The sequence below is a fragment of the Enterococcus sp. AZ170 genome (assembly GCF_050545135.1).
GTDB classification, from domain to species: Bacteria; Bacillota; Bacilli; order Lactobacillales; family Enterococcaceae; genus Enterococcus_L; species Enterococcus_L ureilyticus.
In genome coordinates this window covers 3397261-3423899 of the sequence record NZ_CP172947.1, presented here as the reverse complement: position 1 = coordinate 3423899, position 26639 = coordinate 3397261, and the positions used below count along the sequence as shown (strand labels likewise).

At 36.5% G+C, this 26639-nt stretch carries 15 protein-coding genes, 8 tRNA genes, 3 rRNA genes, 3 pseudogenes and 1 other annotated feature; of the genes and pseudogenes, 25 read left to right on the top strand and 4 right to left on the bottom strand.

Annotation, left to right across the window (positions count from 1 at the left end; translation table 11 throughout):
• Window positions 1-37 precede the first annotated feature (37 nt).
• The 3 genes from serS to IGJ55_RS16380 all read right to left on the bottom strand — a co-directional run bounded on the left by serS (window position 38) and on the right by IGJ55_RS16380 (window position 3666).
• The gene (gene serS / locus IGJ55_RS16390; protein ID WP_069640172.1) at window positions 38-1309 is read right to left on the bottom strand and encodes a serine--tRNA ligase; all 1272 of its coding nucleotides are present in this window, start codon (window positions 1307-1309) and stop codon (window positions 38-40) included.
• A gap of 274 nt (window positions 1310-1583) precedes the next feature.
• Window positions 1584-1792: a binding site (T-box leader), on the bottom strand.
• A gap of 43 nt (window positions 1793-1835) precedes the next feature.
• The gene (locus IGJ55_RS16385) at window positions 1836-2987 is read right to left on the bottom strand and encodes a sensor histidine kinase (RefSeq protein WP_430606895.1); all 1152 of its coding nucleotides are present in this window, start codon (window positions 2985-2987) and stop codon (window positions 1836-1838) included.
• Window positions 2977-3666, bottom strand: a complete 690-nt coding sequence (locus IGJ55_RS16380; protein WP_083244363.1) for a response regulator transcription factor — start codon at window positions 3664-3666, stop codon at window positions 2977-2979. Before IGJ55_RS16380 ends, IGJ55_RS16385 begins: the two co-directional genes overlap by 11 nt.
• A 771-nt stretch (window positions 3667-4437) precedes the next feature.
• Here IGJ55_RS16380 and IGJ55_RS16375 point away from each other — a divergent pair.
• The 11 genes from IGJ55_RS16375 to IGJ55_RS16325 all read left to right on the top strand — a co-directional run bounded on the left by IGJ55_RS16375 (window position 4438) and on the right by IGJ55_RS16325 (window position 10275).
• Window positions 4438-5998 (top strand): 16S ribosomal RNA (locus IGJ55_RS16375).
• Window positions 5999-6272: 274 nt separating this feature from the next.
• Window positions 6273-9184 (top strand): 23S ribosomal RNA (locus tag IGJ55_RS16370).
• Window positions 9185-9281: 97 nt separating this feature from the next.
• A 5S ribosomal RNA gene (rrf, locus tag IGJ55_RS16365) occupies window positions 9282-9397 on the top strand.
• Together the 16S, 23S and 5S rRNA genes with 8 tRNA genes alongside form the textbook arrangement of a ribosomal RNA operon.
• 14 nt (window positions 9398-9411) lie before the next feature.
• Window positions 9412-9484, top strand: a tRNA-Val gene (locus tag IGJ55_RS16360).
• A 6-nt stretch (window positions 9485-9490) separates the two neighbouring features.
• Window positions 9491-9563: transfer RNA gene (locus IGJ55_RS16355), tRNA-Lys, on the top strand.
• 12 nt (window positions 9564-9575) lie between these two features.
• Window positions 9576-9657: transfer RNA gene (locus IGJ55_RS16350), tRNA-Leu, on the top strand.
• A gap of 33 nt (window positions 9658-9690) precedes the next feature.
• Window positions 9691-9763, top strand: a tRNA-Thr gene (locus tag IGJ55_RS16345).
• An 8-nt stretch (window positions 9764-9771) separates the two neighbouring features.
• A tRNA-Gly gene (locus tag IGJ55_RS16340) sits at window positions 9772-9843 on the top strand.
• 14 nt (window positions 9844-9857) lie between these two features.
• A tRNA-Leu gene (locus tag IGJ55_RS16335) sits at window positions 9858-9943 on the top strand.
• A 98-nt stretch (window positions 9944-10041) separates the two neighbouring features.
• A tRNA-Arg gene (locus IGJ55_RS16330) sits at window positions 10042-10115 on the top strand.
• 83 nt (window positions 10116-10198) lie between these two features.
• Window positions 10199-10275: transfer RNA gene (locus tag IGJ55_RS16325), tRNA-Pro, on the top strand.
• 580 nt (window positions 10276-10855) lie between these two features.
• Here the strand turns inward: IGJ55_RS16325 and IGJ55_RS16320 are convergent.
• Window positions 10856-11191, bottom strand: a pseudogene (locus IGJ55_RS16320) (transposase); the annotation flags it as partial.
• A 427-nt stretch (window positions 11192-11618) separates the two neighbouring features.
• Here IGJ55_RS16320 and IGJ55_RS16315 point away from each other — a divergent pair.
• From IGJ55_RS16315 to IGJ55_RS16250, 14 genes and pseudogenes are all read left to right on the top strand, one after another.
• Window positions 11619-12736 (top strand): annotated as a pseudogene (locus IGJ55_RS16315) (IS110 family transposase).
• A gap of 138 nt (window positions 12737-12874) precedes the next feature.
• Window positions 12875-13856, top strand: a pseudogene (locus IGJ55_RS16310) (transposase).
• A 256-nt stretch (window positions 13857-14112) separates the two neighbouring features.
• A complete protein-coding gene (locus tag IGJ55_RS16305) occupies window positions 14113-15147 on the top strand; it encodes a hypothetical protein (RefSeq protein ID WP_429948230.1) in 1035 nt (344 codons plus the stop codon).
• 104 nt (window positions 15148-15251) lie between these two features.
• Window positions 15252-16694: an AMP-binding protein gene (locus IGJ55_RS16300; protein WP_207120499.1), complete on the top strand. Its 1443-nt coding sequence runs from the start codon at window positions 15252-15254 to the stop codon at window positions 16692-16694.
• Window positions 16691-17218, top strand: coding sequence for a hypothetical protein (locus IGJ55_RS16295; RefSeq protein ID WP_069639717.1), 528 nt, complete (start codon window positions 16691-16693; stop codon window positions 17216-17218). The genes IGJ55_RS16300 and IGJ55_RS16295 overlap by 4 nt, the downstream gene beginning before the upstream one ends.
• A 19-nt stretch (window positions 17219-17237) precedes the next feature.
• Window positions 17238-18170, top strand: a complete 933-nt coding sequence (locus IGJ55_RS16290; protein ID WP_069639718.1) for a hypothetical protein — start codon at window positions 17238-17240, stop codon at window positions 18168-18170.
• Window positions 18160-19368 (top strand): hypothetical protein, encoded by a 1209-nt coding sequence (locus IGJ55_RS16285; protein WP_069639719.1) that lies wholly within the window; start codon window positions 18160-18162, stop codon window positions 19366-19368. Before IGJ55_RS16290 ends, IGJ55_RS16285 begins: the two co-directional genes overlap by 11 nt.
• A 678-nt stretch (window positions 19369-20046) precedes the next feature.
• The gene (locus tag IGJ55_RS16280) at window positions 20047-20280 is read left to right on the top strand and encodes a phosphopantetheine-binding protein (RefSeq protein WP_069639720.1); all 234 of its coding nucleotides are present in this window, start codon (window positions 20047-20049) and stop codon (window positions 20278-20280) included.
• A 27-nt stretch (window positions 20281-20307) separates the two neighbouring features.
• On the top strand, window positions 20308-21138 hold the full coding sequence (locus IGJ55_RS16275) for an HAD hydrolase family protein (protein ID WP_069639721.1): 831 nt from the start codon (window positions 20308-20310) through the stop codon (window positions 21136-21138).
• An 11-nt stretch (window positions 21139-21149) separates the two neighbouring features.
• A complete protein-coding gene (locus IGJ55_RS16270; RefSeq protein ID WP_157804674.1) occupies window positions 21150-22268 on the top strand; it encodes a nucleotidyltransferase family protein in 1119 nt (372 codons plus the stop codon).
• A gap of 6 nt (window positions 22269-22274) precedes the next feature.
• Entirely contained in the window at window positions 22275-23423 is a 1149-nt protein-coding gene (locus tag IGJ55_RS16265; RefSeq protein WP_069639723.1) for an iron-containing alcohol dehydrogenase family protein, read from the top strand.
• Window positions 23424-23452: 29 nt separating this feature from the next.
• A complete protein-coding gene (locus IGJ55_RS16260; RefSeq protein ID WP_430606890.1) occupies window positions 23453-25072 on the top strand; it encodes a carbamoyltransferase family protein in 1620 nt (539 codons plus the stop codon).
• On the top strand, window positions 25060-26028 hold the full coding sequence (locus IGJ55_RS16255) for a radical SAM/SPASM domain-containing protein (RefSeq protein WP_069639725.1): 969 nt from the start codon (window positions 25060-25062) through the stop codon (window positions 26026-26028). The genes IGJ55_RS16260 and IGJ55_RS16255 overlap by 13 nt, the downstream gene beginning before the upstream one ends.
• Window positions 26025-26639, top strand: coding sequence for a hypothetical protein (locus tag IGJ55_RS16250; protein WP_207120496.1), 615 nt, complete (start codon window positions 26025-26027; stop codon window positions 26637-26639). The genes IGJ55_RS16255 and IGJ55_RS16250 overlap by 4 nt, the downstream gene beginning before the upstream one ends.

The following is a 26639-nucleotide window of genomic DNA, read 5'->3' as shown; positions in this document are numbered from 1 at the left end:
TCAACAGCCAATGAGTTAAATTAGTGATTCTTTTTATTTATTTAATTAATTTCAAATTACCCATATAAGGCACTAAAACTTCTGGAATCGTTACAGTACCATCTTCGTTTTGGTAGTTCTCTAAAATAGCAGCGACAGTCCGACCAACAGCTAAACCAGAACCATTCAAGGTATGCGCATATTGAACCTTATCGTGTTCATCGCGGTAGCGGATCATGGCACGACGTGCTTGAAAATCTTCGCAGTTTGAACAAGAGCTGATTTCACGATAGGCATTTTGAGCTGGAATCCACACTTCTAAGTCGTAAGTTTTAGCAGCAGAGAAGCCCATATCGCCAGTAGCAAGTGACATAACACGATACGGTAGATTTAATTTTTGTAAAATATCTTCCGCATTAGCAGTCATTTTTTCTAATTCTTCATAAGAATGTTCTGCATCACTGAATTTCACCATTTCTACTTTGTTAAACTGATGTAGACGAATCAGACCTCTAGTATCACGGCCAGCACTGCCAGCTTCAGAACGGAAAGATGGGCTTAGTGCTGTAAAATAGATTGGTAAATCTTTCCCATCTAAAATTTCATTATTGTAATAGTTGGTTAGAGGAACCTCCGCGGTTGGAATCAAGGTCATATCTGTTCCTTCTAGCTGGAAAACATCTTCTTTGAATTTAGGGAATTGCCCAGTTCCAAACATAGAATTGCTATTTACGATATACGGCGTCATCATTTCAGTATAGCCATGATCATAGACATGCATGTCCAGCATAAAGTTATATAATGCGCGCTCTAATCTAGCACCTAAACCTTTATAGTACACAAAACGGCTACCTGAAACTTTTGCTCCTCGCTCAAAATCAAGAATGTCCAAATTTTCTGCTACATCCCAATGGGGTTTAGGTTCAAAGGCAAAATTTCTAGGCTCACTCCAGCGACGGACTTCAACATTATCGTTTTCATCTGCTCCGACAGGCACTGAGTCATGTGGAAGATTGGGTAAGGTGGTAGAAATTTCTAGAAGTTTAGCATCGATTTCTTCGATTTCAGTATCTAGCGCCTTAATATTGCCGCCAACTTCTTTCATTTCAGTAATTTTTGCTGTAGCATCTTCTTTGTTTCGTTTTAGTTGTGCGATCTCTGCAGAGACATCATTACGGTATTTTTTTAATTCTTCTGATTTTACTAATAAGTTACGACGACTTTCATCTAATCGTAAGAATTCTACTAATATCTCTTCTTTTACACCACGGGTTTTCAACTTTGTTTGCACGTCATCAAAATTTTGACGAATCATTTTTACATCTAACATAATAACTCCTCCTTAATATATAGGTAACAATATTTTACTGTGCTACATTTTGTGCTTTTAACCTCAAATGAAAAATTGGAAGCAATCTTTCGTTCAGCCACCATATACCAATCACTATAAGCTCATGGAAGTGTAACGAGTGGGTTATCATTAGCTGAAAAAATAGGATGTAGCACTTTTCATCACAGGCACATCTGGTTTTTCTGAGGGGGACATTCGCTTAGCTGGTTAGAATTGCAGTAAAATAAAAAGCCACTCCATCCCCAGAAAAAAATCTTGGGACGAAATGACTTGAATTTCGCGGTACCACCCAAGTTCAGCTGTACGCTGCCCTTGTTATGCAGGTAACGGCTGCAGGCCGGTTTGACTTATTTCATCAAACGCATAGTAATAGAGACGGACTTCTTTATAGTAGAATATTTGCTTTCACCACCGCAAACTCTCTTTGATTCAAGACTACAAATACTTTTTCTCTTTGCTTGTCACTAGGATACAAAACTTTCTTTTGAATGTCAACCTCAATTAATCAGTTTCGTTGTAGAGGTAAGTGGATGATGAAAGATGTCCAATGGTTATCAGAAGTAGCATAGATGTAACCGCCATGTAAGGCTATAATACTTTGGGCGATAGCCAAACCTAAACCTGTTCCGCCGGTTTCCTGTGAACGAGATTCTTCTACGCGATAAAAACGATCGAATAATTGATCTAAAGATTTTTTCGGAATCGGAGGACCATCATTTCTAACCGCTACCACCACTTCAGTGCCCACTTTCTCTACATCAATGACGATATTTTTCCCGCCTTTCCCATACTTAAGTGCGTTTGATAAAAGGTTATTGAAGACCCGTACTAGTTTTTCAGTGTCACCATCCATTTTTATGGAGGCCGGATTAGCATTCACTTGAATCGTCATAGCATTTTTGCTTGCTTCCAATTCGAAATCAGCAGCAAGTTGCTCAATCAATTGTGCCATATCAAAACTAATTGTATTAATAGGAACAGAAGGCTGACGAACCTTTGTATACTCAAATAAATCGTCAACGAGTAGTTTCATTTGTTTTGCTTTCACATAAGCTGTATGGGTATACTTCAGCAGATCTGCTTCATTATGAAACTGCCGATCTTCAATCAATCCTAAATAACCTATAATAGAAGTTAACGGTGTTCGTATATCGTGACTTACATTTGTGATCAATTCATCTTTTGATTTTTCTATTTTCCGTTCGTCTTCAATTGCGGCAACAGTACTGTCTACCAGACCATTAATACTGGTTACGACTTTTGCTAAATCACCGCTTAACTCAAAAGGAATACGATGATCATAGTTACCATCGGCAATGTAATGAAGTTCACTAATAATATGACGCAACTGCATTTGACGGTAACGGCGAATCAAGCGCCAATACAAGACACCGACATCAACAATAAAAAAGATAGGGATCACAAATTTACTTAAGCTCCAAAATAAGTCTGTGTTTAGTTCTTGGGCAAAGGCGCCTTTTGTTGCCCAGATGATTCCTTGTAATGTCTGACTGCCGCTAAGAATAACTGTGATTGAGACATTTAATAGAAGTAACAGGATAATCGTGACAATTCCTTCAGCAAGTAATTCACTAATTTCCTTTGATGTTAAGGTAATTCGTTTTTGCTTTTCAATTTTCTTTTGTCTAACGAGCATCGATCTTATATCCAACTCCCCAAACTGTTTGAATGACTTTTTCTCCACCAGTTGCTTCTTCTATCTTATCCCGCAAATGACTTACATGAACCATTACTGTTTTTGCAGAAACAATACTTTCTTGTTGCCAGACGCGTTCAAAAATTTCATCAGCACTAAAAACACGATTCGGATGGCTAGCCAGTAGATACAAAATACCAAATTCTAAGGCGGTTAGCTGAATCTCCTTTCCATCAACGGTTTTTACTTCATGGGAATCCTTGTTGATGATCAATGAACCAGTTTCAAGAATATCAGGTTCATCCGCTTTAAGTTGCATTTGGCTACGTCTCAAAATAGATTTAACACGTGCCATGACTTCTAATGGATTAAAAGGTTTTGTAACGTAATCATCTGCTCCGGCTACAAGTCCCTTGATTTTATCCATATCAGTTGTTTTGGCGGTTAACATGATGATCGGGATCTGTGACTCTTTTCGTAATTCTTTCACAACTTGCATCCCATCCATGATCGGCATCATGATATCCAAAATAAGAAGGTCGATATCTGCTATTGTCCGAATCTTAGACAAAGCTTCTTTTCCATCATAAGCTTTTACTACTTCATAGCCTTCGTTGTGTATATAAATACTCAGCAGTTCTACAATTTCTTTGTCATCATCAGCAACTAAAATTTTCATATCATTCATTTCCCCCATTATATAGTAGAATTCTTCTCCTTCATTCTAACAAAAAACTGAGAAAATTGACAAAAACAAAGCGAAGTTATGGGAAATTTAGAATCTGTTACTAAAAATTAAGAAATAACTAAAAAAATAGGTTTTTCTGCTTAAAAACGAACAATAAAGAACAAAAGTAATAGAATAATCGGTAACGAAAAAAACTTTGAAAAAAATAGAAATTTTAGTTGACCTAAGCCCAGAAACTTGGTATATTATATCTTGTCGCAAGGCACCAATGAAACACGCCGAACGATAGAAATAACATAACATCCTAACGGGTGAAAAAAACTTTAGGAATCAGAAAAATTATTGTTGACAAATGATAACTGACCTGATAAACTAATGAAGTTGTCTCAGAAATGAATGGCAATGAAAAAGAAATAAAATAACAATTCAGGTTTTAAAAAACTTGAAAAATCAGGAAAAAGTTGTTGACAAATAACAACAAACCTGATAAACTAATGAAGTTGTCGGCGAAACGTTCGATAACATCAAGCAGAAAAAACTTTGAAACTTTTGAAGAAAAGTGTTGACATCAAATCAAAGATTTGATATGATATAAAAGTTGCTGCGAGGTAACACGGTAGACCTTTGAAAACTGAACAAAGTAAGACGAACCAAATGTGTAGGTTGTTTTTACAACGGTAAAAACAAACAACAATTTTTAACAAGCAAGCAATATGCTAGCAACCAAATGAGCTTATCGATCGCAAGATCGTGTTCAACTTTTATTATGAGAGTTTGATCCTGGCTCAGGACGAACGCTGGCGGCGTGCCTAATACATGCAAGTCGAACGCTTCTTTTCTACCGAGTGCTTGCACTCATTTGAAAAGAAGAGTGGCGGACGGGTGAGTAACACGTGGGTAACCTACCCATCAGAGGGGGATAACACTTGGAAACAGGTGCTAATACCGCATAATAGTCGACACCGCATGGTGTTGATTTGAAAGGCGCTTTCGGGTGTCACTGATGGATGGACCTGCGGTGCATTAGCTAGTTGGTGAGGTAACGGCTCACCAAGGCCATGATGCATAGCCGACCTGAGAGGGTGATCGGCCACACTGGGACTGAGACACGGCCCAGACTCCTACGGGAGGCAGCAGTAGGGAATCTTCGGCAATGGACGAAAGTCTGACCGAGCAACGCCGCGTGAGTGAAGAAGGTTTTCGGATCGTAAAACTCTGTTGTTAGAGAAGAACAAGTAGGAGAGTAACTGCTCTTACCTTGACGGTATCTAACCAGAAAGCCACGGCTAACTACGTGCCAGCAGCCGCGGTAATACGTAGGTGGCAAGCGTTGTCCGGATTTATTGGGCGTAAAGCGAGCGCAGGCGGTTTCTTAAGTCTGATGTGAAAGCCCCCGGCTCAACCGGGGAGGGTCATTGGAAACTGGGAGACTTGAGTGCAGAAGAGGAGAGTGGAATTCCATGTGTAGCGGTGAAATGCGTAGATATATGGAGGAACACCAGTGGCGAAGGCGACTCTCTGGTCTGTAACTGACGCTGAGGCTCGAAAGCGTGGGGAGCAAACAGGATTAGATACCCTGGTAGTCCACGCCGTAAACGATGAGTGCTAAGTGTTGGAGGGTTTCCGCCCTTCAGTGCTGCAGCTAACGCATTAAGCACTCCGCCTGGGGAGTACGACCGCAAGGTTGAAACTCAAAGGAATTGACGGGGGCCCGCACAAGCGGTGGAGCATGTGGTTTAATTCGAAGCAACGCGAAGAACCTTACCAGGTCTTGACATCCTTTGACCACTCGAGAGATCGAGCTTTCCCTTCGGGGACAAAGTGACAGGTGGTGCATGGTTGTCGTCAGCTCGTGTCGTGAGATGTTGGGTTAAGTCCCGCAACGAGCGCAACCCTTATTGTTAGTTGCCATCATTCAGTTGGGCACTCTAGCGAGACTGCCGGTGACAAACCGGAGGAAGGTGGGGATGACGTCAAATCATCATGCCCCTTATGACCTGGGCTACACACGTGCTACAATGGGAAGTACAACGAGTCGCTAGGCCGCGAGGTCATGCAAATCTCTTAAAGCTTCTCTCAGTTCGGATTGTAGGCTGCAACTCGCCTACATGAAGCCGGAATCGCTAGTAATCGCGGATCAGCACGCCGCGGTGAATACGTTCCCGGGCCTTGTACACACCGCCCGTCACACCACGAAAGTTTGTAACACCCGAAGTCGGTGAGGTAACCCTTGTGGAGCCAGCCGCCTAAGGTGGGATAGATGATTGGGGTGAAGTCGTAACAAGGTAGCCGTATCGGAAGGTGCGGCTGGATCACCTCCTTTCTAAGGAATATTACGGAAACTTACACATTCGTCGACACTTTGTTCAGTTTTGAGAGGTTTACTCTTATAAATAGAAGATATCAATTGATTTTTTCTATTCATATAGTTCTCTCAAACGAATTGTTCATTGAAAACTGGATATTGAAGTAAAAAAGTAATCAAAACAAACCGAGAACACCGCGTTGAAGAGTTAATTAACTGTTCGAAGCTTATTTTATTGGTGACGCCTCTATCGCTAGAGAAACGAACCAAACAATTGACCGTAAGGTCATAAGGTTAAGTGAATAAGGGCGCACGGTGGATGCCTTGGCATTAGGAGCCGATGAAGGACGGGACTAACACCGATATGCTTTGGGGAGCTGTAAGTGAGCTATGATCCAGAGATTTCCGAATGGGGAAACCCAACATCTTTTATAGGATGTTACTTTCCAGTGAATACATAGCTGGTTAGAGGTAGACGCAGAGAACTGAAACATCTTAGTACCTGCAGGAAGAGAAAGAAAATTCGATTCCCTGAGTAGCGGCGAGCGAAACGGGAAGAGCCCAAACCAACAAGCTTGCTTGTTGGGGTTGTAGGACTCCGTTGTGGTAGTCTGTCAAGATAGTCGAAGAACCTGGAAAGGTTCGCCAAAGTGGGTAATAGCCCCGTAGACGAAATGTTGGCAACACCTAGGAGGATCCTGAGTACGGCGGAACACGAGAAATTCCGTCGGAATCCGCGGGGACCATCCCGCAAGGCTAAATACTCCCTAATGACCGATAGTGAACCAGTACCGTGAGGGAAAGGTGAAAAGCATCCCGGAAGGGGAGTGAAATAGATCCTGAAACCGTGTGCCTACAACAAGTCAAAGCCCGTTAATGGGTAATGGCGTGCCTTTTGTAGAATGAACCGGCGAGTTACGATTGCATGCGAGGTTAAGGTGAAGAGCCGGAGCCGCAGCGAAAGCGAGTCTGAATAGGGCGAATGAGTATGTAGTCGTAGACCCGAAACCATGTGATCTACCCATGGCCAGGTTGAAGGTGTGGTAAAACGCACTGGAGGACCGAACCCACGTACGTTGAAAAGTGCGGGGATGAGCTGTGGGTAGCGGAGAAATTCCAAACGAACTTGGAGATAGCTGGTTCTCTCCGAAATAGCTTTAGGGCTAGCGTCGAAGTTAAGAATGATGGAGGTAGAGCACTGTTTGGACTAGGGGCCCATCTCGGGTTACCGAATTCAGATAAACTCCGAATGCCATTCATTCATATTCGGCAGTCAGACTGCGAGTGATAAGATCCGTAGTCGAAAGGGAAACAGCCCAGACCACCAGCTAAGGTCCCAAAATATATGTTAAGTGGAAAAGGATGTGGGGTTGCACAGACAACTAGGATGTTGGCTCAGAAGCAGCCACCATTTAAAGAGTGCGTAATAGCTCACTAGTCGAGTGACCCTGCGCCGAAAATGTACCGGGGCTAAACATATTACCGAAGCTGTGGATCACACCTCTGGTGTGATGGTAGGAGAGCGTTCTAAGGGCGTCGAAGCTAGATCGTGAGGACTAGTGGAGCGCTTAGAAGTGAGAATGCCGGTATGAGTAGCGAAAGACGGGTGAGAATCCCGTCCACCGTATGACTAAGGTTTCCTGGGGAAGGCTCGTCCGCCCAGGGTTAGTCGGGACCTAAGCCGAGGCCGAAAGGCGTAGGCGATGGACAACAGGTTGATATTCCTGTACCAGTTGTTTTTGTTTGAGCAATGGAGGGACGCAGGAGGCTAAGGAATGCATGCGACTGGAAGTGCATGTCCAAGCAGTAAGTCTTGAGTAGAGTCAAATGCTTTACTCTGTACGGACAAGCTGTGATGGGGAGGGAAATAATAGTACCGAAGTTCCTGATGTCACACTGTCAAGAAAAGCTTCTAGTGAGAAAACAACTGCCCGTACCGTAAACCGACACAGGTAGTCGAGGAGAGTATCCTAAGGTGAGCGAGCGAACTCTCGTTAAGGAACTCGGCAAAATGACCCCGTAACTTCGGGAGAAGGGGTGCTGACTTCGGTCAGCCGCAGTGAATAGGCCCAAGCGACTGTTTATCAAAAACACAGGTCTCTGCAAAATCGAAAGATGAAGTATAGGGGCTGACGCCTGCCCGGTGCTGGAAGGTTAAGAGGATGGGTTAGCTTCGGCGAAGCTCAGAATTGAAGCCCCAGTAAACGGCGGCCGTAACTATAACGGTCCTAAGGTAGCGAAATTCCTTGTCGGGTAAGTTCCGACCCGCACGAAAGGCGTAACGATTTGGGCACTGTCTCAACGAGAGACTCGGTGAAATTTTAGTACCTGTGAAGATGCAGGTTACCCGCGACAGGACGGAAAGACCCCATGGAGCTTTACTGTAGCTTGATATTGAGTGTTTGTACCACATGTACAGGATAGGTAGGAGCCGATGAACCCGGAACGCTAGTTTCGGTGGAGGCGCTGGTGGGATACTACCCTTGTGTTATGAACCCTCTAACCCGCACCACTTATCGTGGTGGGAGACAGTGTCAGGTGGGCAGTTTGACTGGGGCGGTCGCCTCCTAAAGAGTAACGGAGGCGCCCAAAGGTTCCCTCAGAATGGTTGGAAATCATTCGCAGAGTGTAAAGGCAGAAGGGAGCTTGACTGCGAGACTTACAAGTCGAGCAGGGACGAAAGTCGGGCTTAGTGATCCGGTGGTTCCGCATGGAAGGGCCATCGCTCAACGGATAAAAGCTACCCTGGGGATAACAGGCTTATCTCCCCCAAGAGTCCACATCGACGGGGAGGTTTGGCACCTCGATGTCGGCTCGTCGCATCCTGGGGCTGTAGTCGGTCCCAAGGGTTGGGCTGTTCGCCCATTAAAGCGGCACGCGAGCTGGGTTCAGAACGTCGTGAGACAGTTCGGTCCCTATCCGTCGCGGGCGTTGGAAATTTGAGAGGAGCTGTCCTTAGTACGAGAGGACCGGGATGGACTTACCGCTGGTGTACCAGTTGTTCTGCCAAGGGCATTGCTGGGTAGCTATGTAGGGAAGGGATAAACGCTGAAAGCATCTAAGTGTGAAGCCCACCTCAAGATGAGATTTCCCATTTCTTTAAGAAAGTAAGACCCCTCAGAGATGATGAGGTAGATAGGTTGGAAGTGGAAGTGCAGTGATGTACGGAGCGGACCAATACTAATCGGTCGAGGACTTAACCAAAGAAACGAAATAAAAAAGTTTTTCGGAATGTTTGATTCTATTACTTCAATCCAGTTTTGAGTGAATAATCACTCAACTAAATAGCAACAACACCCAGTGTGGTGGCGATAGCGAGAAGGATACACCTGTTCCCATGCCGAACACAGAAGTTAAGCTTCTTAGCGCCGATTGTAGTGAAGGGTTTCCCTTTGTGAGAGTAGGACGTCGCCACGCTAAAGTGTTGTCTTGGAGGTTTAGCTCAGCTGGGAGAGCACCTGCCTTACAAGCAGGGGGTCGGCGGTTCGATCCCGTCAACCTCCATTTTTTGAGCCGTTAGCTCAGTTGGTAGAGCATCTGACTTTTAATCAGAGGGTCGCAGGTTCGAGCCCTGCACGGCTCATAGGAATATTTTGCGGGTGTGGCGGAATTGGCAGACGCACTAGATTTAGGATCTAGCGCCTTACGGCGTGGGGGTTCAAGTCCCTTCACCCGCATTTTTAGTCTTGTTTTTAACTAGGCGCTTATACGCCGGCTTAGCTCAGTTGGTAGAGCATCTGATTTGTAATCAGAGGGTCGAGGGTTCAAATCCTTTAGCCGGCATCCAGACTGCGGAAATAGCTCAGTGGTAGAGCACCACCTTGCCAAGGTGGGGGTCGCGGGTTCGAACCCCGTTTTCCGCTTAGCTTGTTCTTTCGCCGGGGTGGCGGAACTGGCAGACGCACAGGACTTAAAATCCTGCGGTGAGTGATCACCGTACCGGTTCGATTCCGGTCCTCGGCATTGCTTTGAAACACTATAAATGTCAATTGTACAATTGACAGAATAGATGTTGGCAAGTACGAAGTAGATGAATTCATCTGGCTTTGATCCTTGTTTTAGCACCCATAGCTCAACTGGATAGAGTGCTTGACTACGAATCAAGAGGTTAGGGGTTCGACTCCCTTTGGGTGCATAGTTGAAATGTCTGACTACGGTTTAGAGGGTAGTGGTACTAGTTCCTTTTAAGCATTTAGTCTTTTTTTATTATTATAGCTACGGGAAGTAGCTCAGCTTGGTAGAGCACTTGGTTTGGGACCAAGGGGTCGCAGGTTCGAATCCTGTCTTCCCGACCATTTTGTCATTATTTAAACCTGCACCAAAAAAATTTTTTAAGGTGTTAGGTACTGAGATAAATGTGTCGAAGAATCCGCTAGAATTAGCGGATTCTTTTTTATTGTGCGCTTTAATGCTTATTACGGGGTCGAAGCTATCAGCAGCTTCATAAGATAGGTTGCAACTTGAGTATACAAGAACTTTAGCAAATAATGCTTGGTTAAACAAGTGTTTGATATAATTGGGTGCAGTAGCATACACTTTATGGCAACCTTCGATCATCTCAAGAATTCGACTATAGTTCTCTTTTGCATGTTGACCATAATTAACATGGAGCTTCAATTGGTTATCAATACCGATAAGTGAATTTTTCAAAGTGGCTTGTTCCTTTTTGAAAAGTTCGATTGGAATTGCATCTTCATAATGGGCTTCTAGTAATTTCCTTTGTTTTCTTTTTTGACCACTCCTTATTCATTTTTTTGTGTCTCACCAATGTCTTACCTCCCTTGTCAAATAGTCTTTTGACCTCTTCTTTTTATTATATAGACATGGCTCGCAAAAGTCTTTATTCTTATCTAAATAGGACGAAAATATATAGTTCGTCCAACGCATTCCATGCTTTTCTTTTGCATCTGCAAATATTCGTTCAATTGTCTGTTTTCTCTTTCTATACATTTCTTTATTCAACGTCGTATGGCGTTGATGTTCAAGTTTGTCCATCAGATCAGCCCAAACATATCGAGTCACAACTTTTTGATGTTTTTCACTCAGAGTACAGGGTTCAAGTAATGGACAATGAATGCAGAGTTTTGGATTAGATTTATACGTTCGATAGCTCTCACGAGTGATTGTTGAAAATGACAAATGACTTATACCTTGAGAACAAAAATAAATATCATTAAACATAAATACTTCATAATCGAAGTAACCACTTTTGAAAAGTATAACTCATGTGGTTAATAAAAGTTAAACATAATAAAATATATAGTGGTACTGATTAGTATTGAAATCAATATATAGATGGAGGTGTGTACTATGGCTTGTAAAACACGCTCATAATAGACTTTAACAGTTAGACCAGAGCTTGGGACAAACACCCATGAGGGCGATCGCCCTCACCGAACAGAATGAAAACGAAAGTGATCGACCTGCAGGCTTTTTCCTGTCATACTTAGAGATGACAGGAGTGGCTTGTAGGTCGATCACTTATTGAGGTTCTGCTCCAAGTAACCTTGAGGGACAAACTAGATCATTCTACTTATTTGCACCAATCATTAGGTCATAGAACCTGCGTATAAAAATAAATTGTTTCTATAAGTAGAATAACCTCTTCTGTAATTTTTTTCAAGGAGGAATGTTGAAAATGGAAGATGTACTTCGTTCTTGTTGTGCTGGATTAGACATCCATCAAAAAGTAATTGTTGCGTGCATTATTCGTTCTGCTGAAGGGAAAAAACGCCCAGAAAAATTCTTTGGTAGTTTTGATACGACAACTCGTGGTCTTTTTGACCTATCTGATTGGTTGACTTCTTACGAAGTCACACATATAAGTATGGAAAGTACCGGTGTTTATTGGAAATGCGTGTGGCGGATTTTACAGAATCATTTTGAGCTGCAGTTAGCGAATCCTCGTCACATCAAAAATATTCCAGGAAAAAAACGGATATGAAAGATGCGGAATGGATTGCTCGTCTCACACGATTAGGAGTCGTTCCTACAAGTTTTGTTCCACCAGAACCTATTCAAGAATTGAGAGATTTAACACGTTATCGCAAACATTTAGTGGAAGATTTGAATCGGGAAAAAAATCGCGGACACATGGTAATACAGAATGCTGGAATCAAATTAACCTCGGTGATTAAAGATATCTACGGAAAATCAGGTAGAGCGTTGCTCTATGCTTTAGTAAAAAACAGGCCAATCACAGAAACACTCATTTTAGAGTGTGTTTATACAACATTACGCAGAAAAGTGCCTCAATTGCTTGAATCCCTAGAAAAACAATTAGTAGAAGTCGAAGAAACAATAAACGACTATCTCGTTCCTTATGAAGAATACGTAGAACGTTTAGAGGAAATCCCTGGAATCAATCGAAGAACGGCGGCAGTTGTACTTGCAGAAGTAGGAATAGATATGTCTGTTTTCCTCTCATCTGGGCATTTGGCTTCATGGGCAGGAGCGAGTCCAGGAAATAATCAAAGTGCTGGAAAGACGCGAAGTAAACGGGTAGGAAAAGGAAATTCTTATCTAAAAAAAGTCTTAGCACAAGGGGCACTGGCGGTTTCCCAAGGGAAACCTACTCGAATTCAAGCATTTTTCTTTCGAGTAAGAAGAAATGCTGGACACAAAAAATCGGTTGTAGCGACCGTTCATTTATTGTTACGTATCATTTATCGGATGTTTTCCGATCAGTCCCGCTATGATGAACTTGGAGAAAGTTATTTAAAAAATAGAAAGAACACTCTAATATATAACTGCTAAAGTGTTCTAGACCAATTATGGCTAACTACGCATTAGGTAGGAGGTAGCCTTTTTTTGTTTTTTTTACGAGTTTAGTTTTCGTATAATAAGTCCTAACGAAAAATCCAGATACCAGTCAAATTGATTGACATCTGGATTATTTTTAAAAATTATACCACAAATCAAGTCATTCTTCCTCTAGATTTTAGCTTTCAGTTAGAAAATAATGATATCGCATTCGCTATTGATCAATTAGTTGAAAGTATTCCCGAGGCACATTTTCTTCCTTTTCACCATCAAATGGGCCCTTCTTCTTATCATCCGAAAATGATGATGAAGATGATTTTATGTGCCTATACACAATCTGTGTTCTCTGGTCGAAAGATTGAAGCTTTAACGAAGGATAGTATCCGGATGATGTGGCTCACTCAAAGTTATCAGCCGAGCTATCGAACGATCAATCGTTTCCGTGTGAATCCCTTAGTGAACGCACTCCTTCGGGAGTGCTTCGTCCAATTCCGTAGTCAATTAGTCAAGGAACAATTAATCGATGAAGATGACATTTTTATAGATGGCACAAAGATTGAAGCCAACGCAAATAAATATACCTTTGTTTGGAGAAAATCCGTTGATAACTTTGACAAAAAGCTCACTGAGAAATCAACCTTCCTTTATAATGAATTTTCGAAATTATTCTATTCGTACAGATAAGTATGGGTTTACACGGTATTTAAAACAATATGAACGTGAAGACTGCTCGAATAGTCCTCTTCGAAGCCAATGTACAAAAGCGAAGAGTAACAAGAATTGTGGGATTCATAAGAACATGAACTGGGAATACTTTAAAGCGAGGATTCAACAGCTACTTTCAGAAGCAAAAACAGGTAAACTCTACCGTCAACGAAAAATTGACGTTGAACCAGCTTTCGGACATTTGAAAGCTTGTTTAGGCTTCACTCGGTTCTCTGTTCGAGGAAAACAGAAGACACATAATGAAATTGGCTTTGCGTTAATGGCTGTAAATTTAAGGAAATATCGATTGAATAGACCCAATAATAAACATGATTCTCCCCATAATCTAAAAAATAGAAGACTGAAAATCTTTTTTATGATTTTCGGTCTTCTATTTTTTGGTTCTTAGGACTTACGTCCCAAACTCTAGTTTGCATGGTAGGAATGGGTGTTGGAATATACTTAGTAAGATACTGTATTTGGAACAGTTAGAATAGACTAATTCTGGCTTTTTTTTTGTATTTTAAGCATAAAATAGAAGAAAAAAGTATTTCTATAATTTCTTAATAAACTGTGAATAAAAGAAAAAATTTTGTTGCTTAGCATAAAGTATTAAAAAAATGCTGGCTTTTTATTAGAATTAAGTTAAAAAAGGTGGAGATTAAATGGGTGAAAGGATGAGAATGTTTATTGCATTATTCTTATGTAAGAAAAAATGTATTCCACAAAAGAAATTATGTGAAGGAATTATAAGTGAAAGTCATTTTTCAAATATGATATCAGGTAAGTATCATTTTGACCAGCAAACATATTTTTTGATGTTAGATAGAATGCAGGTATCAAATCATTTTAAAAATATGAGATTAACAAATGAGTTATTTAAACATTTTTTTATTGATAATATTTATGAGATCGCTGATTTATTTTCAAATTGTCAATTTGAGTCTGCAATGTTCAAATTAGACTGTATTAATTTTGATATTTTCTATTCTTTAATCAATAAAATGTCTGAATTAATTTCTTCAGAAGATTCAAATGTTATAGAACTAGTTTTTTGCTTAAAAAAAATTTATGAAGGAGCCTCTGCTTGTAATGAGCAGTTGATAAAAATAGGAAGATGTACGGATAGTATCGAGAAGAAAGTGAATTGGCAAGTTGAAGAAGTTATACAAATTATGGCAAGTTTAAATACAGAGGTCGAAAATACTGTTTTTCAAGATGAAGTGAGTGATTCAGACTGTAATCAAAAGCAATTAATGCTGCTTATCATGGAGCATATAACAAAAGAAAGCTTTCAAGATAGTCTAGAATTGATTGATAAGAATAATGAGAAATTACCTAAAGACAATTTTCTAAAGATCATTAAGAGTTTTTGCTTGTTAGAAATTCGCGAAAAGGAACTTGCAAAAGAAGAATTAAAAAAAGTCAAAGGAATAATTTACAATAAAACACTAGAGCATATTTATATGTATTGTTGTATTAATTTAGAAGAAAATATTAATTTTTTACATTATGAAGAGACAATGCTTTTGTGTTGTAGTTTTTTTTGTAACAATCATGTGCTTTTATATCAAAAAGCTGCTATTAGAAGCTTGGCCCATTTTTATTTTAATCATAGAAAATATAAAAAAGCTGCTGAATACTTAATAAAATCAGAAAAGTTGACTAAATATACTATGTGCAACAAAAAAGTTCGTTAATATAAAACAAGAATTCCTTAAATAAATACTGTTTGAATAGGTAAAATGAACAAAAAATTATTATAGCAACTTAGGAAGGAGAATGCGATATTCTATATAAAAATGTGATTAAAAATGCAAAAAATAGTCCTTATAAAATTATTTTTAAGTCAGGGAAAAATGAACTAACTAATAAAATCTTATATGAAAAAACTCAATGTTGTATAAATTACTTCAATGCCCATAAAATATTTGATCAAAGTATATTAATTGAATTTTTTGATGAGATTGAAATTATTCCTATATTGATAGCTACAATTACTTTAGGAATAAATGTCTGTTTAGTTGATTTAAAAAGAGAAAGTAAATCAAAAAAACAACGTAGAATTATTTTTCATCCAGAAATAATTATTATGGAGAGTGAGAATGTATTAGTTAATAATGAGATTTCTATCAAGTCAATTTATTCCTCAAAGTATACTGGAAATAAAACTGATATTGACTATTTCATTGAAGATAGACAAGTACTGACCATTTTTACTTCAGGTTCTACAGGTGTACCCAAAGGGATTAAAATAATGATGTCTAATATTTATTTTTGTATCGAATCTATTTTAAAGATATTGAAACTAAGTTCGGAGGATAGAATTGGTCTATTTCTTCCGATTACATTTGATTACGGATTGTATCATATTTTTTTTACAGTAATTAAAAATTGTAGATTAGAATTCTTTTCTGAAGAGTATTCAGAGTTTGCGCTGCTGTCTTTTATTTCAGAGAGAAAAATAACTTTTCTGCCCTCATTACCTAAAACGACAACAAATTTAATCTGGTTGGCCAAAAGAAACAATTTGTTGAATATGTTGTCGTTAAAAACGATAACAAACACAGGAGAATATTTATCTCCTTCAATACAGGAACTAATTTGGGAACAAAATCTAAATTTAAATATCTATTTTATGTACGGCATTACGGAATGTAAGAGAGTTTCTATTTTAACTCCGGAAGAATTCAAATTTAAACCAACTTCTGTAGGAAAACCATTGCCGGGAACAAAAGCTTATGTGATAGATCATGAATCAAATAAATTAAGTGAATATGGTTATGGCGAATTAGTTGTAGAAGGACCAAGTGTTACATTTGGATATTTATCAGATAAATCAACAGAAGAAGCTATCCACTATTTTGAGATTGATAAAGCGCGATATTTTAGAACTGGAGATCAATTTTATATTGATCAGCAAGGTTACTTATTTTTTGAAGGGCGCAGTTCAGAATTTATCAAATATAATGGCTATCGGATTGATCCATTTGAAATAGAATCAATCGCAATGAAAACCCCTGAAGTGGTTTTTGCAAAAGTATTTACACTTGATGACCATTTCTTTTTGGTCTATCAGGGAGAATGTTCAGAAAAAATCGTAAGAGATGGATTAAAGTTTAAACTCGATAAGTACAAAATTCCTAAAGTGTTAAAAATAAAAAAAATGCCATTGACCTCTAACAGAAAAATAGATGTTCTAAAGCTTAAAAAATATTGTGCTGAATTGGAGAGCCCTACTGAATGAAAAGTATAAATATATCAAAACATTTCAATAACAAAGCTTATCAGAAAGATGATCTTGATAATGAGGCTATGCTGACTTTATTGGGTACCGCTTTTCCTTACCCTAAAAATATATTTAGCAATCGATCAGATTATAAAATTTGCTATGATGAAGAATTAGATAATTTTGAAGCGAAAAATAATAATATTAAAATTGAAGCAAAAGAAAAATTTGATTATCTGGGAATCATCGCTTTGGGGTTGTATGGTGATTATATAGAAAAAGTCGTTGTTGGATCAGAAAGAGGCGAGTATGAAGTAGAAGTTAATTTCCCGAATTTTAGCAGAACATCTGTCAATTTTGAGAATACTTCTATTTTTTACACAACAAAATATGTTATTTCCCAACACCCAGAAGCAAGAAAAATCAATCAACAGGCTTCTGTTTTTGAGATGAAGGTACCTTTAGATTCAGAATATAAAGTAGACTATATAAAATTACCAGATAATTTATGTATTCGGATTTTTGCAATCACATTATTTTAAAAATAGAGGGGTAGATTAAATGTTACAAGAGCCACAGTTTAATTGTTTTGAGATGCTTTTAGCAGAAAAATTAAAAGCTATGAATTATGAATTTAAACATTTTTTTTGGAGAGCTGGTTTGGAATATGGAAAGCAATGCCACTCTAATTTATTTACAATCGCTACCCAAGATCATTATTATGATTACTATTTCTTGAACTATTTTGGTATACTTCTTGAGGAAAAAATTAATCCTGCTATTGAAGTGGAAATAGAGCAGAGTGGGAGTTATATAATTAAACTAGATTATTTTTTTCTGAATTACTGTAATATGTATCAAAAAGAGCATCATATTCATGCATTCATAATAGATATAAACGAAGATCTAGTTTCGATTCAGGATAATTACTTTGGCTGTGAGAAAATCATAGAGAAGGAAACCTTACTATCATGGTGGAATTATTCCCAAGAATTTGTTAAATGTAAGTTTGTTCGAATAGAAGTAATAGATGCGGCAACTTGCAAAGAGATTAGTACGTTAGAAGCATTGCAACATAATATAAAATTGATGACTGATCAGAATATATATCAGTCCTATGGGGATTACCAGTTTAGTTATGGATTCGACGCCTTAGAAAAAATTGTAACAGATATTTTAAAAGCAATAGTGAACAAAGATTTTTACAGACTAGATAGCTTCTCAGAAGGAATTGATACTATTCGAAGAAGTAGGAAACAGGCAGCCGATTTTTTTGAGCTTAGAGGTGAAGTAAAAATTCGATCTCTCTATCTTAAAATTTATACTAAATGGTCAAATGTATTTATGTCTATTTTAAAAATAATCGTATCAACTTGTATTCAAGAAGAAATTTATGACACAATGGAGCGATTATTGAAAGAAATAACAGTAATGGAACATGATGCAGTGGATTTTTTAAAAGAAAGGGTCAAAGAGATAAAAAATGAATCTTGAAAAAGTAATCGAAAACTACGGCAGCCCCGTATATATCTATGATTTGAATATAATTTCGAAAGCATATACACGACTGAAAAAAGCTTTACCAAAAGATAGTACTATTTTATATTCAGTGAAATGTAATAACAATCCAGGGGTAATTAGGCATTTAAGTAAGTTAGGTAGTCACTTCGAAGTCGCAAACAAAGAAGAATTTATGCTATTAATAAAAAATAATGTAGAACCTAGCAAAATTCTTTTTACTTCTCCGGCAAAAACGTATAATGAAGTACATTATATGATTTGTCATGGACTTAGTCTGATTTCATGTGAATCTATTCCAGAATTTGAAATGCTCAACCATCTTTGTATGTCATTAAATAAAGAAATTGGCATTTTTATTAGGTTAAACATTTCTTCAAAAAATAGTCACTCATCATTAAAAATGGGGGGCAGTTCGAGTCAATTTGGCATAGATCTCGAGGTTTTTCTAGAAAATATAGACAGGTTTAAATCGGGACACATTACAGTGAAGGGTATACACAGTTTTTTTGGTAGTAATATTACAGACTTGAATGAAATAGTTTCAAATGTAGAAGCGATAGTGGAAATAGGAAATAAAATTGAGCACATGGGTATTTCTTTACAGATGCTAGATTTAGGTGGTGGATTTCCAGCCCCGTATGCAAGTAATGATAATGCATTTGAGCTTACTTCCCTAAAAGAAAATCTTGAAAAATGTTTTATGAAGATTGATAATCGAGAAAGTAAGAAATGTTTCTTTGAATCTGGCAGATATTTGACTTCTGAATCTGGAGTTCTTTTAGGGAGTATTTTATATAAAAAAGTGAGCAAAGGCATACCGTATTTGATTTCAGACGTTGGAATACATTGTTTGAACGGGTTTTCTGGAAGTAGGAGAACACTACCACCTAAAAATGATATCAATTTTATGAATAGTAGCCGGGGAGAAAATTGTTACAGATTAGTTGGGCCGTCATGTTCTCCTTTGGATATCGTTAATTCTCGCGTTGAAACATCAAGAGAGATTTACTCGGGAGACCTATTTTATATAAACAATGTTGGAGCATACGGTTTATCCTCTAGCTTAATCAATTTTTTAAGCAGAGAAGTACCTAAAGAGATTTGCTTTTACAATAATCAAATTGTTTCTATTTCTCAGACTATCATTGAAAAAAGTGAAATTGAATTTTAATTAGATATCTTATAATATTTGGACGTTAATGATCTAAAGTATACATTGTTTTACGTTATTTTTAAAAGACAAAAGAGTTTAGTTAACAGCTTGAAAAACTTAATCACGCTAAAAAAATTTTGGAAAACAGAGATAATCTAGTTTACCTTTTTCTAGTACTTTATAATAAAAGAAGATATTAATCAGTATCAATTTTTGAAAAAGGAGGATAAAATTATGAGAATTAATTCGAAAAAAGAAGTGAAGTTTGATTCAAAAAAAGAAATGAAACTTTATATGTGAGAAGTTGGATACAAATATGTTTTGTGATGAAATAGAAAATGGAAATATTTTTCTGAACTATAGCCGCGAACTGTCATTAAATTATGATAGTTCGCGGCTATAGTTTTTTTGAATATTTTATAAAAAGCGGTAAAACAAAATGAATGTTTGAAATATGGATTTATATGTATGATAAAAATCTTCTTTTGACCTTTATCTAAATTATTAACTTCAGTTCCTATTTTTACTATAATCGTTAATAATCAAATTCTTTTTTTGTGGAAAGGCTTTGGTAAAAAAATAAATAGTTAGCATAGTAAAATATCGAAAATAACAGGGATATTTGGGAGGAATGCCACCAGACAAAAGATAATTTTTAAAGGTTTTGAAGTCAAAAATGTAGATTGGAGTTATAAAGTGGAAAAAAAATTGGAACGTATTATAAATAATTATTTATATGAAGACATTAAGGAAATTCAAAAGAGTGAAAATTTAAGAAACCTCGGATTAGATTCTATGTCGTCAATTGAGCTTCTGATTTCAATTGAAACTGAATTTGATATTCAAATCCCTGACAGCTATTTAGTTCCTGGAACATTTGAAAATTTTGAGAAGCTTAAAGAGACGATTGAGAGCATACTACTGCCTTGACCAACAATTTTGAAAAGAGGAGAAGGGTTGAAGGAAATAGAAAAAATCAAATACTGCTTTTTTGATATTGATGGAACGATAATTACAAAAACAAATGCCAATGTAAAGCCAGTTTTAAGAAGAGTAGAGCAGTTAAAAAAATTAGGAATTATCTCCATTATTATTAGTGGACGAGAATATGATAGTCTAGAAGAATTTGTAAAAAAGGATCAAATAGACCAATATTTTTATGAGAAATCTTTGGGTCAGTTCGGAAATATTACCTATTCAGAAAGTGGAAAAAATCAATTTATTCACAGACTCAATTCGGAAAGCATAGAAAAAATAATTACGTTTGTTACTAGAAGAGGATATGATTATGCAATTGTCTGTCCAGAACACATCTATACTATAAATAAAAAAAGTAGAATAAAATATCAAATGGTTTTTCAAGTAGCTTCAAGTAGACTAGCCGAGATATCAAGTGATTTGCTTAAACAAAAGCTAAAAGAAGAAGCTGTATTAAGTATTTATATATTTCCTAACACGTCATTTAACTTGGAATATTTAGAGGTAGAAGGTGTAGTCATAAGACAGTACAGAAAGCTTAACACCGTAAGGATTTTTCCTGAAATAACAAAAAAAGAAGGGGCAGCACAGTTTCTTTTTTCAGAATTTAAGGAATCTACATTTCAGAATACGATGTTCTTTGGAAACGATAAAGATGATGTTGAACTGTTAGAAGCAGCTAGTATTGGAGTTAGTGTTAGAGAATCAGAATCAGAAGCAGTAGAAGCTTCAAATATTTCTTTAACAGGAGAATTAGTTTGTTTTTTAGATTTATTTATTGAAAAATTAATCAATTGGAGAAAAATATGAAAATCAGTGAAATGAAAAAAGAATATAGGTTAGTTACTTTGTTAGCTAAATATTATTTAGATGAAAAAGAAGAGCTTGAACTAATTCATTTAATGGAGAATGGATTAGATTGGTCCGTTGTTTTAGGTCAGTTGGCAATACATCGGATTTTCGGTATTTCTTGGGCAACTGTAAAGAAATACTGTTTTAAAAAAGAAAATTTTTTGTGTTCCTATGATCGATTTATAACGATTTTAGATCAGGAAAATAAATTATTGCAAAGCATTAACAGTGCACAAGAGAAACAAACGCTTAGGATTACCCAAAAAATGACTGAAGAAGCGATTGAATATGTTTTAGTCAAAGGTCTTGCCCTATCTGAATACGGGTATCCAGAAGATGTATACAGAAGTTTTAATGATAATGATATTCTTGTTAAACAAAAAGATCTAGATGCTATTGTCAGAATTGCAAAAGATGAAGGATATGTTTTTGGAAAAAAGGACTATATTCATAATGGAATTAAAGAAGCCACCAGAAAAGCAGTGCTGATGAGGCCTCTGTCTTCTCATGAAATTTATCCATTGATTAAGCAAGTGGATAATGAGTATCTGAATTATCATATTCTGGACTTTCAATTTTCGTTAGATTTATTTTCAACCAATAGAACAGATGAGTATGTAAATAAGATGCATGGTAGCCGATTTTTATATGCTGGAAAAAAAGATAAACAATCTTTTTATTCGTTGAGTTTAATCGATTTGCTTCTTTTCGTCTGTATCCATTTCTACAAAGAAGCTGTATCATTGGAAAAAGTTAAAACCTACAAAGATTTAGCGCTTTATAAGCTTTGTGATGTTCATATTTTGATTCATAAAGTATTGAAAGAAAAAAAACTAGATTCTTTTATTACCAGAGTGGAGGATTTTCAAGTATCTGATGAAGTACTCTATACTTTTTCAATTTGTAATGACTTCTTTGGTTTAAATGAACCTTCAATTTTAGATCTAATAAAAGAATATCCATCTGCCAAGACACATGAATTGTATTCTTTTGATGGGAAAACAAAAATAATTGATTCCTTGCATATTGGAGAACGTGTTTTTGACTTTAATCGTATGGAAAAATATCAACAATTCAGAAAGGAATGAGGCATTATGAAGTATGACTTTAAGTACCATTTACCTGTGGAGGTTCACTTTAAAAAAGGAATTTTGAAGGAGATTTTAGAATATACAAACAGACTGAATATGTCTGCTATCCTAATTCTGACAGATGAAGAAATTAGTAAAAAAAAATGGTTTGAGAAGATGCGGGAAGATTTGTGTAAGGATAGTATCAGCGTAGATGTTTGTCCTTATGTAGTATGCGAACCTACAGATCAGTCTATTAATGCAATTGCAGAAATATGTATGGATTGTTCTTATGATGGAATCATCGGAATAGGCGGTGGCAGTTGTTTGGACTCGGCAAAAGCTGTCAATATATTATTGAGCTCTAAAGCCAATAATATTGAAGACTATCTCGTCCCAAACACAACTTTGGCTGAGAAAAAAATTCCTATGATTTTGATTCCGACAACTGCAGGTACTGGTGCCGAAATTACCAGAGGGACTGTACTATATGATCAACAGCATAAAATTAAGCGGGGATTTAGTAGTGGAGGGTGCTTTGCAGACATCGCGTTGATTGATCCACTAGTAGCAAAAACATTGAAAAAAGAACAGATTGCTGCCTCTGGAGTAGATGCCTTGTCTCATGCACTAGAATCTTATCTTGTTAATGATAAGAATGAAATTTGTCGTTTATTCTCAATCTCTGCACTAAAGCTTATTAGTATGAATCTTGAAAAACTATATCAAAATAATCAGAATGAAGAGGCTGCAGAAAATATGTTTTTAGCAAGTTTGCTAGCAACGATGTCTTTCGCAACTGGTGTAGGTCTAACTTTTTCACATCATATAAGTGATGTATTGGGACCAACATATAAAATACCACATGGTTTTGCGAGTGTATTTACTTTAGTTGAAACAATAAAGCAACTTCGTTCTAAGGATAAGAAAATCGATGAAAAAATGAAGAATATTGAGACTGCAATTGGTAACAGTTGTATTGAACAGACTTTGATAGAAATGTTTGAAAATCTGCAGGTTCCACATTTTACTGAGTATACTGATCCTATTAATGAACTAGAATTAGATAGTTTGTATAACAAAATAAACTCAAGTGATTACAGAGGTGTAGCTTTAGAAAACAGAGAGTTAATGATTGTTCTGAGAAAGTGTTTACAGAAAGAAAAACCCTAAGAACGATAAAATGAAAATAGGAGGGAACTATGAAAATAATTGGTTTTGGAGGATCAACTCATGATTTTTCAGTTTGTTTAGTTGAAAATGGAGAAGTGAAAATTGCGATTGAGGAAGAACGGTTGGCAAAAAAAAAGTATGGGTACGGCTGTGAGTTAAGAGAGAATCTGGCTTATAAATATGTTCTTGAAAAAACGAATACTAAAGAAGCCGAAATTGACTATTTTGTCAGTAATGACTTATTGAATAAGGACTATTTTGATTGTGTAAAAGGGAAGATGAATCAACTTTATAATCATCACTATACACATGCAGCAAGTGCATTTTATGAGTCTGGATTTGAAGATACAGCTATTTTGGTGATTGATCATAGTGGCAGTATCATAAAGGACTCCAAAGGGCTTTCTACGGAAACTATTTCATATTATAGAGGGACAGAAAATAGAATTGCACTTATGGATAGAGTAAGTGGTGATGGTGAGATAAAAAATGGAATTGTAAAAAAACCGAATAATTCAATAGGTTATTTTTATTCTATGATAGCAAAAATGCTTGGATGTCAAAGCATGGGTGGAGATAATAAGATTCACAGTGAATCAGGAAAATTGATGGGCCTATCTTCTTATGGAAAACCTGTATATAAAGAGGATTTTGAGCGTTTTATTCGTTTTGAACAAGGGCAGGTAGAGATTGAAGTTGAGAATATCAGACAATACGTAGAAAAAGTTTTGGCTGAAACTAAAAGTGAGCAGGAAACTAAAATGAATTTGGCCGCTACTGCTCAGAAGATATTAGAAGATTTAGTAGTAAAATGTGCAGATTATTTATATGAAATTACTAAAAGTAAAAACATATGTATCGCTGGAGGTGTTGGATTAAACGGATTAGCAAATCAGAAAATTTTAATGGATACAAAATTTGAAAACATCTTTATTTGCCCAGCAGCAAATGATGCGGGTACCTCAATAGGGGCTGCTTTATCAAAGTTTTATGAAAAAAATAACTGTTCAAAAAAAGAGATGAAAAATAATTTTTATGGTTTCTCGTACAATAACGAAGAAATAGAACAGAGCTTGGAAAAGCAGCAAGATAAAATTTTTTACAGTAAATTAGCGAACGGTGAAAAGCTTGCAGCAAAACTCATAAAGGAGAATAGGATTATTGCTTGGTATCAAGGAGGTTCTGAATTTGGACCCAGAAGTTTAGGCAATAGAAGTATATTGGCAAATCCTTGTAATCCGAAGATGAAGGACATTTTAAATAATAGAGTAAAGTTTAGAGAAAGTTACCGGCCATTTGCTCCTGCAGTGATGGCAGAACATGAAAAAGAATATTTTGAAATGATAAAAAGCAATGAGTATATGTTGCTAATTCCGGAAACAAACAAAGAAGTGATTTCTCGAATACCCGCTGTGGTTCATGTTGACGGAACAGCAAGAGTACAATCTGTAACGAAAACGTTCAATCCACAATTTTATTCAGTTATACAGGAATTTTATAAACTGTCCAGTATTCCAGTTGTTTTAAATACATCATTTAACATTAAAGGTCGTCCTATTTGTGAAAGTCCACACGATGCAATTGATTGTTTTTTGGAGTCAGATATTGATTATTTATTTATGGGGAATTATTTAGTATGGAAAATTTAAAGAAGCAGGAAAAAGTTATGTTAAGAAATGATGGAAAACTTGAAAAAAATAAAGAATTCACAGAAATTTCTGATTTTCCAGAATATATAGAGATTCAATTTTCCGGAAAATGTAACGCCTTTTGTAAGGTATGTCCACATCCACAGGTTAGAAAAGAAATACCTCTCGGGAAAATGGAAGTTCAACTGATTGATCGGATTTTAGAAGAATGTCAACATTATCGACATAAAATTATCAACATTGAGCCTTATTTGAATAATGAACCTTTTTTGGATAGAGATTTTTTAAAGACACTAAGAAAAATTAAAAAAATAGGTTGTAATGTAGAAGTTTCAAGTAATCTTTCGGTTCTTAACTACGAAACAATCGATGCTATTGTGGAAGAAGAGCTTATCAGTGAACTAAGATGTAGTATTTTTGGTTTTTTTTATGAGACATATCAGTCGATTATGGGGTTGGACTACATCAATACATGGAATAATTTCTTTTATCTTCTGAAAAAAGTAAAGCAGAAAAAATCATTAATGACCATCCAATTCACCATGATAGATAAAGTCGGTTTAATAAGCCAAGAAGAAATTACTGTTGCAAGAAAATACTTTAAAGAGTTGGGAGTAAAATTTAAAGTTTATCCGTATTTAGATCGCGCTGAAAATAATGGTAGTAAAAATGAAAAGACGTTTTTAGAAGATAAATACAAAGTTGTTGGCTGTAAATCGGATTATTTGAAAAATCGATTGGCGATTAATTACGACGGTACAGTATCGTTATGTTGTCAGGATTGGAGAAAGCAAGTAATTATTGGCGATTTGAAAACTCAAACTATAAAAGAAATATGGGATTCAAAAAAAGTTAATAGCATAAGAGAGCAAATATATGGAGAAACAGATCCTGCGAAAGCCTTTTTTTGTCAAAAATGTGAATTAGCTTTATTGGAACAGGTGAATGTAAGATGAGAATTATTTTAGAAGGAGTAACAGGATCAGGAAAATCAAGTGTTTTTAAAGAATTAAGATTGAAACAAATGAAACTAAACACGCTGGTGTTATCAGAGTATTATACACTTAGAACATTTGAAAAAATGGCTAATAAATCTGAGTATGTATTTGATCAACTTCTAAGTTTCATAGAGCTCCAAGATCAGCTTTTTTTTGAAGCACAACTAGATAAAACATCAAATGGACAGCAACAGAAAATCAGCGTCTGTTTTGAAGGGTTTCATCTAAATGCTTATTCACGAGAGTTAATTTCGGAAGATGAATTTATAAGAATTGATCAACGATTAAAGAAACTTGGATTTAAAACAGTATTTTTTGAACTACCAGAAACATTACTAAAGAAGCGTTGTATTGAGGAAACCTTAATGTATAGGAAGAGCGGGTGGAAAAACTATATTGAAGCTTTAGGTGGAAATGAAAAGGCGCTAAAAATTTTTACAGAAAGACAGTTGCTGATGATTGAAAAACTCCAAGGAGTTGCGGGTGAAGTTTTGAGGATCGACACCAGTGAAAAAGATTGGGAATACTATACAAAGATAATTCTTTCAATGTGTGAAATGAGGAAATGA

Bases quoted from the DNA above. Each gene is read 5' to 3' on its own strand.
- IGJ55_RS16270 (WP_157804674.1), top strand. From the start codon at position 21,150: ATGAAAAAAGAATATAGGTTAGTTACTTTGTTAGCTAAATATTATTTA.
- IGJ55_RS16295 (WP_069639717.1), top strand. From the start codon at position 16,691: ATGAAAAGTATAAATATATCAAAACATTTCAATAACAAAGCTTATCAG.
- IGJ55_RS16380 (WP_083244363.1), bottom strand. From the start codon at position 3,666: ATGAAAATTTTAGTTGCTGATGATGACAAAGAAATTGTAGAACTGCTG.
- IGJ55_RS16305 (WP_429948230.1), top strand. From the start codon at position 14,113: ATGGGTGAAAGGATGAGAATGTTTATTGCATTATTCTTATGTAAGAAA.
- serS (WP_069640172.1), bottom strand. From the start codon at position 1,309: ATGTTAGATGTAAAAATGATTCGTCAAAATTTTGATGACGTGCAAACA.
- IGJ55_RS16250 (WP_207120496.1), top strand. From the start codon at position 26,025: ATGAGAATTATTTTAGAAGGAGTAACAGGATCAGGAAAATCAAGTGTT.
- IGJ55_RS16285 (WP_069639719.1), top strand. From the start codon at position 18,160: ATGAATCTTGAAAAAGTAATCGAAAACTACGGCAGCCCCGTATATATC.
- IGJ55_RS16255 (WP_069639725.1), top strand. From the start codon at position 25,060: ATGGAAAATTTAAAGAAGCAGGAAAAAGTTATGTTAAGAAATGATGGA.
- IGJ55_RS16385 (WP_430606895.1), bottom strand. From the start codon at position 2,987: ATGCTCGTTAGACAAAAGAAAATTGAAAAGCAAAAACGAATTACCTTA.
- IGJ55_RS16290 (WP_069639718.1), top strand. From the start codon at position 17,238: ATGTTACAAGAGCCACAGTTTAATTGTTTTGAGATGCTTTTAGCAGAA.
- IGJ55_RS16265 (WP_069639723.1), top strand. From the start codon at position 22,275: ATGAAGTATGACTTTAAGTACCATTTACCTGTGGAGGTTCACTTTAAA.
- IGJ55_RS16260 (WP_430606890.1), top strand. From the start codon at position 23,453: ATGAAAATAATTGGTTTTGGAGGATCAACTCATGATTTTTCAGTTTGT.